Source organism: Cupriavidus nantongensis (genome assembly GCF_001598055.1).
Taxonomy (GTDB): domain Bacteria; phylum Pseudomonadota; class Gammaproteobacteria; order Burkholderiales; family Burkholderiaceae; genus Cupriavidus; species Cupriavidus nantongensis.
Map to the genome: position 1 here is coordinate 2,682,253 of NZ_CP014844.1, position 13,771 is coordinate 2,696,023.

At 68.1% G+C, this 13,771-nt stretch carries 13 protein-coding genes; 4 read left to right on the forward strand and 9 right to left on the reverse strand.

Going from position 1 to position 13,771, the window contains the following annotated elements; translation table 11 throughout:
- Positions 1-94: 94 nt before the first annotated feature.
- The gene (locus A2G96_RS12310) at positions 95-1,528 is read right to left on the reverse strand and encodes an aldehyde dehydrogenase family protein (RefSeq protein WP_062799540.1); all 1,434 of its coding nucleotides are present in this window, start codon (positions 1,526-1,528) and stop codon (positions 95-97) included.
- Positions 1,529-1,773: 245 nt separating this feature from the next.
- Here A2G96_RS12310 and A2G96_RS12315 point away from each other — a divergent pair, with 245 nt between their 5' ends.
- The gene (locus A2G96_RS12315; protein ID WP_062799542.1) at positions 1,774-2,376 is read left to right on the forward strand and encodes a hypothetical protein; all 603 of its coding nucleotides are present in this window, start codon (positions 1,774-1,776) and stop codon (positions 2,374-2,376) included.
- A gap of 66 nt (positions 2,377-2,442) precedes the next feature.
- On the opposite strand, the gene A2G96_RS12320 is transcribed toward A2G96_RS12315, so the two are convergent.
- The 5 genes from A2G96_RS12320 to queE all read right to left on the reverse strand — a co-directional run bounded on the left by A2G96_RS12320 (position 2,443) and on the right by queE (position 7,114).
- Complete coding sequence (locus A2G96_RS12320; protein WP_062799545.1) at positions 2,443-4,065, reverse strand: ABC-F family ATPase; 1,623 nt, start codon at positions 4,063-4,065, stop codon at positions 2,443-2,445.
- A 192-nt stretch (positions 4,066-4,257) separates the two neighbouring features.
- Positions 4,258-5,214 (reverse strand): muramoyltetrapeptide carboxypeptidase, encoded by a 957-nt coding sequence (gene ldcA / locus A2G96_RS12325; protein WP_062799547.1) that lies wholly within the window; start codon positions 5,212-5,214, stop codon positions 4,258-4,260.
- Positions 5,211-5,846, reverse strand: coding sequence for a tRNA adenosine(34) deaminase TadA (gene tadA / locus A2G96_RS12330; protein WP_062799549.1), 636 nt, complete (start codon positions 5,844-5,846; stop codon positions 5,211-5,213). Before tadA ends, ldcA begins: the two co-directional genes overlap by 4 nt.
- A gap of 10 nt (positions 5,847-5,856) precedes the next feature.
- Positions 5,857-6,333, reverse strand: coding sequence for a 6-pyruvoyl trahydropterin synthase family protein (locus tag A2G96_RS12335; protein WP_018005632.1), 477 nt, complete (start codon positions 6,331-6,333; stop codon positions 5,857-5,859).
- Between the two features lie 145 nt (positions 6,334-6,478).
- Complete coding sequence (queE, locus tag A2G96_RS12340) at positions 6,479-7,114, reverse strand: 7-carboxy-7-deazaguanine synthase (protein WP_062799551.1); 636 nt, start codon at positions 7,112-7,114, stop codon at positions 6,479-6,481.
- A gap of 385 nt (positions 7,115-7,499) precedes the next feature.
- On the opposite strand from queE, the gene A2G96_RS12345 reads away from it, so the two are divergent.
- A complete protein-coding gene (locus tag A2G96_RS12345; protein ID WP_062799553.1) occupies positions 7,500-7,901 on the forward strand; it encodes a hypothetical protein in 402 nt (133 codons plus the stop codon).
- A 9-nt stretch (positions 7,902-7,910) separates the two neighbouring features.
- Here A2G96_RS12345 and A2G96_RS12350 read toward each other — a convergent pair whose 3' ends face one another.
- Positions 7,911-8,540 (reverse strand): DUF2239 family protein, encoded by a 630-nt coding sequence (locus tag A2G96_RS12350; RefSeq protein WP_062799555.1) that lies wholly within the window; start codon positions 8,538-8,540, stop codon positions 7,911-7,913.
- 184 nt (positions 8,541-8,724) lie between these two features.
- On the opposite strand from A2G96_RS12350, the gene A2G96_RS12355 reads away from it, so the two are divergent.
- Together A2G96_RS12355 and A2G96_RS12360 are read left to right on the forward strand one after the other, a co-directional pair.
- Positions 8,725-10,254, forward strand: coding sequence for an FAD-dependent oxidoreductase (locus A2G96_RS12355; protein WP_062799557.1), 1,530 nt, complete (start codon positions 8,725-8,727; stop codon positions 10,252-10,254).
- A 94-nt stretch (positions 10,255-10,348) separates the two neighbouring features.
- Complete coding sequence (locus tag A2G96_RS12360) at positions 10,349-10,789, forward strand: DUF2231 domain-containing protein (RefSeq protein ID WP_062799560.1); 441 nt, start codon at positions 10,349-10,351, stop codon at positions 10,787-10,789.
- Positions 10,790-10,801: 12 nt separating this feature from the next.
- Here A2G96_RS12360 and A2G96_RS12365 read toward each other — a convergent pair whose 3' ends face one another.
- A complete protein-coding gene (locus A2G96_RS12365; protein ID WP_062799562.1) occupies positions 10,802-12,112 on the reverse strand; it encodes an NAD(P)/FAD-dependent oxidoreductase in 1,311 nt (436 codons plus the stop codon).
- Between the two features lie 32 nt (positions 12,113-12,144).
- The gene (locus tag A2G96_RS12370) at positions 12,145-13,572 is read right to left on the reverse strand and encodes a homospermidine synthase (protein WP_062799567.1); all 1,428 of its coding nucleotides are present in this window, start codon (positions 13,570-13,572) and stop codon (positions 12,145-12,147) included.
- Positions 13,573-13,771 lie beyond the last annotated feature (199 nt).

Genomic DNA, 13,771 nt, shown 5'->3' on the forward strand with positions numbered 1-13,771 from the left:
TCGTTGTGATGTTGTTCCGCACATTATCCCGACGAAAAAATGCCCGGACCAGCCGGGCATTTCCTCGCTGATGGCCTGCTTGCCCTAGCGCCCGTCAGGCGGCGGACTTCTTCAGCTGCAGCGACTTGTACTCGAGGAATTCCTCGAGCCCGTACTTGCCGGCTTCGCGCCCATTGCCGGACTGCTTGAAGCCACCGAACGGCGCCTGCATGTTGAACGGCCCGCCGTTGATATCGACCTGACCGGTGCGGATGCGGCGCGCCACGCGGATCGCGCGCGCCTCGTCGCCGGACCACACGCCGCCGCCCAGGCCGTAGATGCTGTCGTTGGCAATGCGCACCGCGTCTTCCTCGGTGTCATAGCAGATGATCGACAGCACTGGCCCGAAGATCTCTTCCTGCGCCACTGTCGCACGCGGCTCGACGTTGCCGAGCACGGTCGGCTTGACGTAGAAGCCCTGGTCCAGCCCTTCCGGGGTCTCGGGGCCGCCGGCCACCAGCTCGGCGCCCTCTTCCAGGCCGCGGCGGATATAGCCGGTCACGCGGTCCTTCTGCACCGCAGAGATCAGCGGGCCCAGCTTGCTGGTTTCCTGCAGCGGATCGCCCAGGGTAAAGCCCGCCACCACCTTCTGCGCGATCGCCTTGACTTCGTCGTAGCGGGCGCGCGGCACCAGCATGCGCGTGTGCGCCGAGCAGGTCTGGCCGGAGTTGAGGAAACAGGCGTTGATGGTGCCCTTGACCGCTGCCGGCAGGTCGGCATCGTCCAGGATCACCGAGGCCGACTTGCCGCCCAGTTCCAGCGCGACACGCTTGACGGTCTGTGCCGCCAGCTCGGACACGCGCTTGCCGGCGCGGGTCGAGCCGGTGAACGACACCATGTCGACTTCCGGATGGCTGGCCAGTACCTCGCCCACCACCGGGCCATAGCCGGTCACCAGGTTGAACACGCCGGGCGGCAGCCCCGCGGCCTCGATCACCTCGGCCAGCACGAAGGCATTGAGCGGCGCCACCTCGGACGGCTTGAGCACCACGGTGCAGCCCGCGGCCAGCGCCGGCGCCACCTTCAGCGTGATCTGGTTGAGCGGGTAGTTCCACGGCGTGATCGCGCCGACCACGCCCACCGGCTCGCGCACCACCAGCGAGTTGCCGACTTCTTCCTCGAAGCGGAACTCTTCCAGCAGCCTGGCAGCCTGGCCCCAGTTGTAGACCGGGCCGCCCACCTGGATCGCGCGTGCCAGCTTGATCGGCATGCCGACTTCGCCGGCGATCAGCTGGGCCAGTTCTTCGCTGCGCGCCTTCAGCCCTTCGGCGATCCTGGCGATATAGCCGGCGCGCACTGCCGGCGGCGTGGCCGACCAGCCGTCGAAGGCCGCGCGCGCGGCCTGGATGGCGTCTTCGGCGTCGCGGGCCGAGCCCTCCGGAATAGTCCCCATCACCGCTTCGGTGGCGGAATGAATGACGTCGATCTTGCCGGTGCCGTGGGGCGCGACCCACTTGCCGTTAATAAAGAGTTTGTCTCGTTGTTGCATGGCCACAGTTCTCGGTTTGGTGAATTGGCGATTGCAATTTTTTGTTACTTTTATGGTGCACGCACATTGTAGAGCGGATTCCCGCCTATGTTATGGCGCTGCGGAAAATGGCGCCGGCCGCGCCTGCCGCCTGGCACAAGAACCTGGCGATAATCGGCCGCGGGTGACAGACGGGAGACACGCGACTCGTTGACTGGGGAAACCCGCCACGGCGCGCGCACATAACAAGACTAAGGGGGCGAGGCATGGTCGATCCGATCTACCGCAAGACGGAGGCGGGGCAGGACGAAATCCGCAGCCGCGCGCGCAAGCTGGACCACAAGCTGCGCGCACTGCTGCTGATGGTCAACGGCGAGCGCCGCGAACAGGCCTTGCTGGCGCAGGTGGCGGGCATGGGGATCGGCCCGGAGGCGATGGCGACGCTGCTGGCGCAGGGGCTGGTGGAAGCCGTTGCCGAGCCGGCACAGCCATCCGCCGCCGCGCCGCAAGAACTCGCACATGTCGCGCCACCGGCTGCCGACACCAACCTGTTCTCGGTCTACGCGATGCGCCATGCGCCGGTGGCAGAGGCAGCGGCGCCGCCGCACACCAGTGCAGCCGGCGTCCACTCGCCCGCCGAGGTCCAGGCATACCAGCGCCTCTACCATTTCTATACCGACGTGATCGGGCAGCATCTCGGGCTGCGCGGCTACATGCTGCAGGTGAAGGTGGAGAAAGCCGGCGACCTGCCCGCGCTGATGGCGCTGCGCGAGCCGCTGCACGCGGCGCTGCTCAAGGCGCGGGGCGAGATCACCGCCCGCGCCATCACGGCGCAGCTGGACCAGGTCCGCGACGGCAGCGCCGCCTGACACGCCACGCCAGACAGCAAAAAGGCCGCCCGCAGGCGGCCTTCAGCATGCAGCGGGGTGCGGCGCTCAGCCGTCGATGCCCTGCGACTGCAGGTACTCGTCGTAGGTACCCAGGTAGTCGGTCAGCGTGCCGTCGGTGCGGATTTCGATGATGCGCGTGGCCAGTCCGCTGACGAACTCGCGGTCATGCGAGACGAAGATCAGCGTGCCCTGGAACTTGTCCAGCGCGATCTGCATCGACTCGATCGATTCCATGTCCATGTGGTTGGTCGGCTCGTCCAGCGCCAGCACGTTATGCCGGCCCAGCATCAGCTTGCCCCAGATCATGCGGCCCTTCTCGCCGCCGGACAGCACCTTGACGTTCTTCTTGATGTCGTCGGCCGAGAACAGCAGGCGGCCAAGCGTGCCGCGCAGCGAGGTCTCGTCGTCGCCGGCCTGGGTCCACTGGCTCATCCAGTCCATCACGTCGCGGTCTTCCGGGAACTCCTCGTAGGTGTCCTGCGGCATGTAGCCGACGTTGGCGTTCTCGGCCCACTTGACCGTGCCGCGGTCGACCTCGACGCCGCGCTGCACGCCGGTCTGCACCGCGCCGTTGAGCAGGCTGCGCAGCAGCGTGGTCTTGCCCGCGCCGTTCTCGCCGATGATTGCCACCCGCTCGCCGGCCTGGATCGCCATCGACAAATTGTCGATGATCTTGCGGTCGTAGCTCTTGGTGATGCCTTCGACCTCGACCGCCAGGTTGTGCAGCTTCTTCTCGAATTCGAAGCGGATGAACGGGTTCTGCCGCGACGACGGCTTGATGTCCTCGACCTTGATCTTCTCGATCTGCTTGGCGCGCGAGGTTGCCTGGCGGGCCTTGGACTTGTTGGCCGAGAAGCGGCGCACGAAGTCCTGCAGTTCGCTGATGCGCTCCTTGGCGCGCGCGTTGGCGGCCATCTGGCGCTCGCGGGCCTGCATCGACGCTTCCATGTACTCGTCGTAGTTGCCCGGGTAGACCTTGAGCGTGCCGTAGTCCATGTCGGCCATGTGGGTGCAGACCGAGTTCAGGAAGTGGCGATCGTGGGAAATGATGATCATGGTGGAGTTGCGCTCGTTGAGCACAGTCTCCAGCCAGCGGATGGTGTTGATGTCGAGGTTGTTGGTGGGCTCGTCCAGCAGCAGCACGTCCGGGTTCGAGAACAGTGCCTGCGCCAGCAGCACGCGCAGCTTCCAGCCCGGCGCCACGTCGCTCATCGGGCCCTGGTGCTGCGCGGTGGGGATGCCCACGCCCAGCAGCAGCTCGCCGGCGCGCGCCTCGGCGGTGTAGCCGTCGTATTCGGCGTACTTGGCCTCGAGCTCGGCGGCCTTCATGTAGTCTTCGTCGGTCGCTTCGGGGTTGGCGTAGATCGCGTCGCGCTCCTGCGCGGCGGCCCACATCTCGGTGTGGCCCATCATCACCACATCCAGCACGCGCATGTCTTCATAGGCGAACTGGTCCTGGCGCAGCTTGCCCAGGCGGATGCCCGGCTCCAGCATGACGTTGCCCGACGACGGCTCGAGGTCGCCGCCCAGGATCTTCATGAAGGTGGACTTGCCGCAGCCGTTCGCGCCGATCAGGCCGTAGCGGTTGCCCTCGCCGAACTTGACCGAGATATTCTCGAACAACGGCTTGGGGCCGAACTGCATGGTGATGTTTGCGGTAGAAAGCACGTCTTGAACCTTGTCTGGAGATGGTGGCGCCGCGGCGCGGGCCGGAAGGATTCCGGCAGCCATGGCCGGCGTTGCGGCACGGGCCACGCCGGCTTCATGCGAGAACCCGGCAGGAAATCAGGAAATAACCGCGCATTCTATCATCCGGACGCATTCCTTGCGACCGGCGCGCGCGGTGGCGAAGCCGCTGACTCAGGCCAGCGGGGGCAGCACCGGGTAGCCCGAGAACGCCATGCTGAAGCCGTCGGCGCGTGCCGACAGCCGCACCTGCGCCCCGACCGGCAGCGTCAGCTTGCGTGCGCAATGCCCGAACGGCAAGCCCGTCAGTACCGGCACCGGCAGCTGCTCGCGCAGGTAGGCCACCACGGCGTCCATGTCGTAGCCGTTGTCGTAGTCGGTGACGCGGTAATTGGAGAAATCGCCCAGCACGATGGCGCGCTGCGCACCCAGCACGCCGGCCTGCTGCAGCTGCACCAGCATGCGCTCGACCCGGTAAGGGGGCTCGTTGATGTCTTCCAGAAACAGCACCCCGCCCTGCACCTGCGGCATGAACGGCGTGCCCAGCAGGCTGCACAGCATCGCCAGGTTGCCGCCCCACAGCGTGCCCTCGACGCTGCCGGAGAACGGCTGGCCGCCGGACTGCGGCGCGGCGATGTCGACGCGATAGGCCGGGTTGCGCAGGATGCCCTCGAAGTGCTCCCACATATAGGCGTCGACGCCTTCGGCGCCGAAGTCGGCCAGCAGCATCGGCCCGGCAAAGGTGACGCCGCCGGTGGCCGCCAGGTAGGCCAGCTGGAACGCGGTGAAGTCGCTGTGGCCGACGATGGGCGTGCCGCTGGCGCGCGCCTGCCCGGCGATGCGGGCAAAGTCGACCTGTGCCAGCAGGCGCGCGATGCCGTAGCCCCCGCGCACCGCCAGCGTCAGTTCATGCGGCACGCCGGTGCCGATCGCGTGCAGGTCGGCCAGCCGCTCGGCGTCGGTGCCGCCGAAGCGCAGGTAGCGCCGCGCCAGCACGTCGGGGTTGGTGGTGTGGTAGCCGTGCTGCTTGAGCCAGGCAACGCCGCGCGCGGCGACGGCGACATCGTGCGGATACCCGGACGAGGCGATCAGTCGGACTTCGGTATGCGGCCTGCTGTGCGGCGTGCTCATGCTTCAGTGTCTTGGTTCTGGTCGGGTGCGGCAGCCGGGGCGGGCTGGCGTGCTGCCTTCTGTGCTGCCTTCTGTGCCGCCTTCTGCGCGCGGCGGCGGGCGCCGAAGAAATCCTTCAGCATCTGGCCGCAGTCATCGGCCAGCACGCCGCCGGTAATGCTGGTCTGGTGGTTGAGCTGGGCCTGCTCGAACAGGTTGACCACGCTGCCTGCCGCGCCGGTCTTCGGATCGCTGGCCCCGAACACCACATGGCGCAGCCGCGCGTGCAGGATCGCGCCGCTGCACATGGCGCACGGTTCCAGCGTCACGTACAGCTCGCACTCGGGCATGCGGTAGTTGCCGATCACCTGGGCGGCGGCGCGCAGCGCCTGCATTTCGGCGTGCGCCGACGGATCGACCGAGCGGATCGGCAGGTTGTGGCCGCGCGCGATGATGGTGTCGTTCCAGACCACCACGGCGCCCACCGGCACCTCGCCCGCGGCTTCGGCCAGGCGGGCCTCTTCGAGCGCGGCGCGCATGTAGCGCGCGTCGCGCTCGGCGGCTTGCGCCGGATCGTCCGGCAGCGCGCGCGGGGCGCGCAGCGGCAGCGGTGGCGGCGAAGGCGGTGAAGCCGGTGCAGGCGGCTGCGTCATCGTCGCCGGCTCAGTCCTGCGCGGGCAGCTGCGCCGGGGCGCTGACCTCGGCCCAGCAGTTGGGCGTTTCGAACAGCACCAGCCTGGTCAGTTGCAGCTGGTGGCCGAAGCAGTCCTTGAACACCGGCGCCAGGATATCGAACGCCACCTGGGCCAGGTTCTCGACCGTCGGGATCGCATCCAGCACCACGGTCTTGTGCCCTTCCATCGATTGCAGGAAGTTCAGCAGCGCGGTGTCGCCGCGGTAGATCAGGAAGGCGTGGTCCCACTTGCTGACCAGGTGCTCGTTAGCGAGCGCCTTGATGTCGCCGAAATCCAGGATCATGCCGTCATCCGACGCGCCCTCGCGGTGCAGCACCTCGCCCGACAACGTCAGGTCCAGTCGATAGCGGTGGCCGTGGATATTGCGGCACTGCCCGCAGTGATTGGGGATGCGGTGGCCGGAGTCGAACTCCAGCCGGCGGGTGATGGAAACTTGTTTGCTCATGTGTACCGGCGCCGGTGCCGGCGGCCTGCGTTGAAGCGGACGCCGCGCGTGCGTCCGAAGCCTCTATTGTGGACTGAATTGCCTGCGTGGTGATGGCCTTGTACGCCCCGCTGCCGCACGCGGGGCGAGCGGCCGCCCCGACCGCTCAGCGGATGCCCAGCAGCTTGTGGGTCTGCAGCGACAGCCGCCACTGCGGGTGGCGCTGGCAGAAGGCCACCGCGGCGGCGGTATTTTCGCGCGCCAGCGGACCGTCCATGGCCTGCACCAGGAAATGGCGGAAATCAAGCTTCTCGTATGCGGCGAAGTCCTGCCCTTGCTGCGGGATCACCACCTTCAGCTCGTCGCCGCGCGTGACCACCAGCTCCGAGCCCATCTTGGGGCTGACGCAGACCCAGTCGATGCCAGGCGGCACGGCGATGGTGCCGTTGGTCTCGATCGCGATCTCGAAGCCCTGCGCGTGCAGCGCGTCGATCAGCGGCGCGTCGAGCTGCAGTAGCGGCTCGCCCCCGGTGCAGACCACCAGCGGCTTGCCGCCGGCGCCCTGCGGCCACTCCGACGCGACCACCGCCGCCAGTTCTTCGGCGCTGCGGTACTTGCCGCCGCGCGTGCCATCGGTGCCGACGAAATCCGTATCGCAGAACTGGCACACCGCGCTGGCGCGGTCCTGCTCGCGGCCGCTCCACAGGTTGCAGCCGGCAAAGCGGCAGAACACCGCGGCGCGGCCGGCGTTGGCGCCTTCGCCCTGCAGCGTATAGAAGATTTCCTTGACGGCGTAAGTCATGCGTGGGGTCGTTCTCGGACCGTAAACGGTGGTTCGCAGCGGTTCGGCAGCGCTTGCTGGCCGGGGTTCAGTAAAGGATGGGCAGGGCCGGAGCCGGGCCGCGCGCCCTGTGCTCGCACTGGCGCGCGGTCGCGCCCTCGATGGGGACCGAAACGTATCGATCGGGGCGGCTGTGCTGGCAGCGCGGGTGCTGCCGGGTGGTGCAGTTCTGGGCTGTCCGGGGCTGCCTGGCCTGTCGCAGGCTGCGCCCGGCACGGGGCCGGACGTGCCGCAAGTATACCAGAGGCCCCTGGGTTTCCGCTTGGCCGCCGCTGGCCGTCATCCTGATTTAACATAGCCAGCCACCGCCCCCGCAATCCTGCAATCCTGCCCAGCCCGCGCCCACATGAACGCGCCGTTTCCTCTCCGCACGGAATGCCCGCCCGGTGCCTGCATCTGCGGGCGCGAAGCGCTGCTGAGCGACCCCGATGCCGACCTGCGCGTGCTGCGCCTGACGCGCGCCGAGGAAAAGCGGCTGGTCGAACGGCTCGAGAACCTGACCAGCCTGGCCGAGCTGCAGCGGATGGAGGGCCTGATGCAGGCCCAGCTCGGCATCGTGCTGAGCATCACGCCCAGCGCGCGCGGCGTGCGCACCGTGCGCGGCATCAGCATCCAGGTGCTGGAGCAGCCCGGCCTGTGCCGCAAGATCCGCCAGTCGATCCCGTCCGCGATCCGGCGCAGCATGGAGGCGCATCCGGAGATCGCCTACGCGATCGTCGATGCGCACGACCTGCTCGGCGGGACCTGAGCGCGCCGCTCAGCCGTTGCTGTCGGCCAGCCGCAGCGCGTGTTCGCGCACATCCGACGGCCAGTCCGCAATCTGCCGGGCGAACCCTTCCAGGTCGTTGGCGAACAGCGCCCGGCTCGCCTCCTCGAAGCCGGCCAGGTCGCCGGCAATCGCCACCATGAAGTGATACGCACGCTCGCTGGCGGCGCGGCTGCGGTCCCTGCCGGCGTGATCGCGGCGGGCCTGCTCGACCAGCTTGCGCAGCGCCACCGACGCGCCGCCCGGCTGCGCGGCCAGCCATTCCCAGTGGCGCGGCAGCAGCGTCACCTCGCGCGACACCACGCCGAGCTTTGGCCGGCCCCGGCCGCGCGGTTCGGCCGCTTCCGGGGCATCGTCCCCCTCGCCGCCCTCTCCGGCCGCCGGCTGCAGCGTGGCCAGTTGCGCCGCGCGCACGGCCGAGCGTTCGACGATCTCATGTTCGGTGCCGCTGGTATCCAGGTCGATCGAGCGGCCGGTGCTGTCGTCGAATACCAGCACCGGCCCGGCCGCGCCGTGGTCCAGGGCGCGTCTTAGCGCCAGCGCGTTGTCCGGCAGCGGACCCGAGGCGATACGGCGGTGGCCGTCGAAGGTGGTGAAGTGATGAGGCGTCGGCGCGGTCATGGCAGGTCGGCGAAAGAGAAACAGGAACATCGCCAAATATTACCCGGATAAAATAAGAAGTCAATATTACCCGGGTGATTTATGTCGATCCTGTCATCCGGGTGTAGGACCGCGCCCGATACCTGCGCCGGCATCACTGACCTATCACTGAGACATAGGCAAGAACAAGCGGAGGTCGGGCGGCATGACGATTTCATACTGGGCAGCCGGGACTACCCTTTCCAGCCCGCCCCTGGACGGCGACGCGCGCTGCGACGCCTGCGTGATCGGCGCGGGCATCGCCGGCCTGTCGGTCGCCTATGAACTGGCCGCCGCCGGACAAGCGGTGATCGTGATCGATGCGGACGGGCCTGGCGCGGGCGAGACCGGCCGGACCACCGCGCACCTGATGACGGCCTTCGACGATTATTTCTTCTACATCGAGCGCCACCTCGGGCACCAGGCGGCACGGCAGGTGGCCCAGAGCCACGCGGCGGCAGTGTCGCGGATGGAGTCGATCTGCGCTGCCGAGGCCATCGACTGCGACTTCCGGCGTGTCGACGGCTTTCTCTTTGCCGAATCGTCCGAGGGCGAGGACCTGCTGTCCAAGGAACTGGATGCCGCGCACCGCGCCGGCCTGGACGACGTCGAGCGGGTCAGCGACGTGCCGACCGGCAAGGTCACGCTGCGCTCGGCGCTGCGGTTCCCGCGGCAAGGGCAGCTCCATCCGCTGAAGTACCTGGGCGGCCTGGTCGAAGCGATCCAGCGCCGCGGCGGCAAGATTTACGGCAAGACCCGCGCCATGGAGGTCGAAGACGGCCGGCCCGCCACGGTGCGCACTGCCAGCGGCGCGCGCATCGAGGCCGGCAGCGTTATCGTCGCCACCAATACGCCGTTTATCGACCGCTTTGCCATCCATACCAAGCAGGCCGCGTACCGGACCTTCGTGGTGGGCATGAAGGTGCCGCGCGGCAGCATGCCGCTGTGCCAGTTCTGGGACACGCTCGATCCCTACCATTACGTACGCATCGCCGGCGACCTCGACGACGGCTACCAGCTGCTGATCAGCGGCGGCGAAGACCACAAGGTCGGCCAGGCCGACGATGCCGGGCAGCGCTTCGCCAGGCTGGTCGACTGGACCCGCCAGCGCTTCCCGGTGGTCGACGAGCCCGTGTTCGCATGGTCGGGCCAGGTGATGGAGCCGGTCGACGGGGTCGCCTTTATCGGCCGCAACCCCGGTGATACCAACGTTTATGTCGTCACCGGCGATTCCGGCAACGGCATGACCCACGGCGCGATTGCCGGCATGCTGGTCCGCGACCAGATCACCGACCGCACCAATGACTGGGCCGATCTCTACGACCCGTCGCGCAAGTCGGTGACGGCGGTGGTCGAGTACGCGCGCGAGAACGCCAATGTGGTGGCCCAGTACGTCGACTGGCTCGGCAAGGACGACGGCGTCGCGCTCGATGCGATCGCCCCGGGCGCGGGGCATGTGGTCAAGGCCGGCGGCCGCCACGTGGCCGCGTTCCGCGATGCGGATGGCGGCCTGCACACCTTCGACGCCACCTGTCCGCACCTGAAATGCCTGGTCCAGTGGAACAGCCTGGAGCAATCCTTCGATTGCCCTTGCCATGGCTCGCGCTTCGGCGTCGATGGCTCGGTGCTGCATGGTCCGGCGAAAGGTGGCCTGGAACCCGTCGACGTGACACGGGACGACCAGCGCCATCATTGAACGGGGAGGCACGCCGCGCCGGCGCTGCAATGGCGTTGCGATGGCGCGGCGAACGCGAGGGCGTGAATGCGCCCTGAACGTCAAAGGAGTCGCCATGCTTACTCCCGCCAGCATTGCCAAGCACCCGATCCATCCGATGCTGATCACCATCCCCATCGGCTTGTGGATCTTTTCCTTTGCCTGCGACCTGATCCGCTATTTCGGCGGCGACAGTCCCAACTGGCCGGTGGTGGCGCTCTATGCCATGGTCGGCGGCATCATTGGCGCGCTGATCGCGGCCGTGCCCGGCCTGATCGACCTGCTGTCGCTGCCCAGCGGCATCCGCCGCATTGCGCTGCTGCACATGGGCATCAACCTGACCGTGGTCGTGCTCTATGTGATCAACGCCTGGTGGCGCATGCGTGGGGCCGGCGTTGGCGCGATCGTGCTGTCGGCGCTCGCCATCGGCCTGCTGGCGGTGTCCGGCTGGCTGGGCGGCAAGATGGTGCATGTCCATGGCGTGGGCGTGCAGACGCCGCCGGCACCGCTGCGGTGACGCGGCAACGCCTTACAGCAGGTCGCGCAGCTTGTAGTACCACATCCCCAGCACCAGCGCGGGGGTCCTGAACAGCGCGCCGCCCGGGAAGCGGTGATGCCGGATGCGGGTAAAGACATCGAATCTCGACGCATCGCCGCACATCGCGTCGGCGATCAGCTTGCCGGCCATGCCGGCAAATGACAGCCCGTGGCCGGAGAACCCCTGCGCATAGTAGAGGTTGCTGCCGATGCGGCCCAGGTCGGGCGCCCGGTTCATGGTGATGTCCACAAACCCGCCCCAGGAATAATCGATATTCAGGTCCGCGGTCTGCGGAAACACCTGCAGCATGCGCGCGCGGATGCGCTGCACCAGGTTACCGGGCGGGCGCGCGCTGAAGGTCTCGCCGGCACCGAACAGCAGGCGGTTGTCGGCGCTGAGACGGAAATAGTCGACGATCAGGTTGTTGTCGGATACCGCGACCCGGCTCGGCATCAGCGCGGCGGCACGTTGCGCATCCATCGGCTCGGTCGCGATCATGTACGTGCCCACCGGCATGATGCGCGCCGCGATTTCCGGCGCCAGGTGATCGCCGAACTCGCCCAGGTAGACGTTGCCCGCCAGCACCACCTGCCGGCACCGCACTTCGCCCTCGGCCGTCTTCACCACCGGCGCGTGGTCGCGCTCGACGCGATAGGCGGCGGAATTCTCGTACACCTCGACACCCTGCCGCCGCGCCGCAGCGCCCAGCCCCAGGCAGTACTTGAGCGGATGCAGGTGGCCCGAGTGCGGGTCATACGCCCCGGCGACAAAGCGGTCGCTGGCGACATGGCGGCCAAGGTGCGGGCGCTCGACCCATTCGAGCGGATAGTCATAGCGCTCGCGCATATGGCGCACCCAGCGGCGCAGGCCGTCGACCTTGTGCGCCCTCGGCGCCAGCGTCATGTAGCCGCGCACGTGGTCGCAGGCGATGCCGTAGGTGGCGATGCGCTGCTCGAGCAGGCGCATGCCCTCGACCGATGCATTCCAGGCCGCCTGCGCGACCTCGGCCGGGCACTGGCGCTCGATCGCGCCCTCGCCCTCGGCGCCGAAGCCGACGATGGCCTGGCCGCCATTGCGCCCGGAAGCGCCCCAGCCGATCCGCTGCGCCTCGAGCAGCGCAACGTGGAAGCCACGCGCGGCCAGTTCCAGCGCGCACGACAGCCCGGCATAGCCGCCGCCCACCACGCACACCTCGGCCTCCGTGCGTCCCTGCAGCGGCGGGCTCGGCGCCGGCCGCGCGACGCTCGCCTCGTAGTACGAGTTTTCGATCACGCCCAGTTCTTTTTGCAGCAGCCCCGACATCGCCTTCGGCTCCGGTTGCGCCTGGCCCGTACCTACGGCACGCGCACGTTGACGAACTGCCAGGGGTCTTCGTCGCCCGCTTCCGGATACAGCGGCGAGTGCTGCCTCAGCGGCGTCCAGTCGCCATAGACGCCGACCAGCTCGCCCAGGTAGGGCCGCGCGACGCGCAGCACGGTCTCGTAATCCAGGTCGTCGGGCTCGACCACGCCCGCGCGCGGATGCTCCAGCGCCCACACCACGCCGCCCAGGATGCCGGCGACCACCTGCAGGCTGGTAGCGGTGTTGTGCTCCACCAGTTGCCGGGCCTGGTCCGTGGTCAGCCTGGAGCCGTACCAGTAGACGCCGCGCGCATTGCCCATCAGCAATACCCCGAGCTCGTCCATACCGGCGACGATGTCGTCGCGCAGGATGCGCTGGTGGTCCTGCTTGCGCCCGCCGTTGCCCATCAGTTCGTCGATCGACAGCAGCGCGTCGTCGCAGGGACGGTAGGCATAGTGCACGGTCGGCCGGTAGACGACTTCGCCGCTGTCGCGCAGGGTCAGGTGGTCGGCAATCGAAATCGATTCGCCGTGCGTGATCAGGTAGCCGTGGTAAGGGCCGCCCAGCGGCGTCCAGCTGCGCACGCGCGTGCCGAATCCCGGACGCGTCAGGTACACCGCCGCATCCGAGCCGAACCCGTGCCGCTTCGCATCCGCGGGCCAGTGCCGCTCGTGCGTGCCCCAGCCCAGCTCCGCCGGCTGCATCCCTTCCTCGATAAACGCGTCGACCGACCACGTATTGACGAACTCGTTGGCCGCCTTGCGCCGGTCGCCCACCTGCGTGTCCTGCTCGGCGATATGGATGACGCGGATCTCCAGCTGCCGCGCCAGTGCCGCCCAGTCCTCGAAGCTGGCCGGCGCTTCATGGTCGACGTCGTTGTCCGCCGCGATATTGACCAGCGCCTGCTTGACCAGTGCCGACACCAGCCCGGGGTTGGCGCCCTGGGTCAGGATCGCGGTGGGGCCGTCGCGCTTGTCGAGGCGGAACGCCAGCACGCCTTCGCGCAGCGCATAGTTGCTGCGGCGTGACAGCGGCGCGGCCGGGTCCGTGGCACCGCCCGCCCATGGCTCGATCGAGGTATCCAGGTACAGCGCGCCGTGCTCCCAGCAGTAGCGCACCAGCGCCTCGCTCGAGACATTGACCGACAGGTTCAGCACGAAGTCGCCCGCGCCGACGAGGTCCTGCAGCACCTGCTTGTAGTTCTCTTCGGTCAGCGCCTTGGTCACCACGCGGATGCCATAACCCTGTGCAACCGAGAGATCGTTGCCCGCCGGACAGATCACGGTGATCTGCCCCGGCGTGATGTCGAGATGGCGCAGCAGCACCGGCAACGCGGAACGCGCGATGCTGCCGAAACCGACGACCAGCATGCGGCCGCCAAATCCGCCGAATTTCTTGAACGTGGTTGCCGGGGCGTCCATCGCAGGCTCCAGAGAAACCCCGCCGTTGCGGAGATGACTTCTATCTCTCATAAGCAATCGGTATGCCCGTGCCCGGGAGTCGCCGCAGGCGCAGCGATATACCGCGCGCCACTGCCGCGCACGCGGGCCGATGTGGCCTCAGGTAACTATTGCCGGCCCACACCGGCAAACCTTGCAACCGTGTGCGCGCCAGCATGCG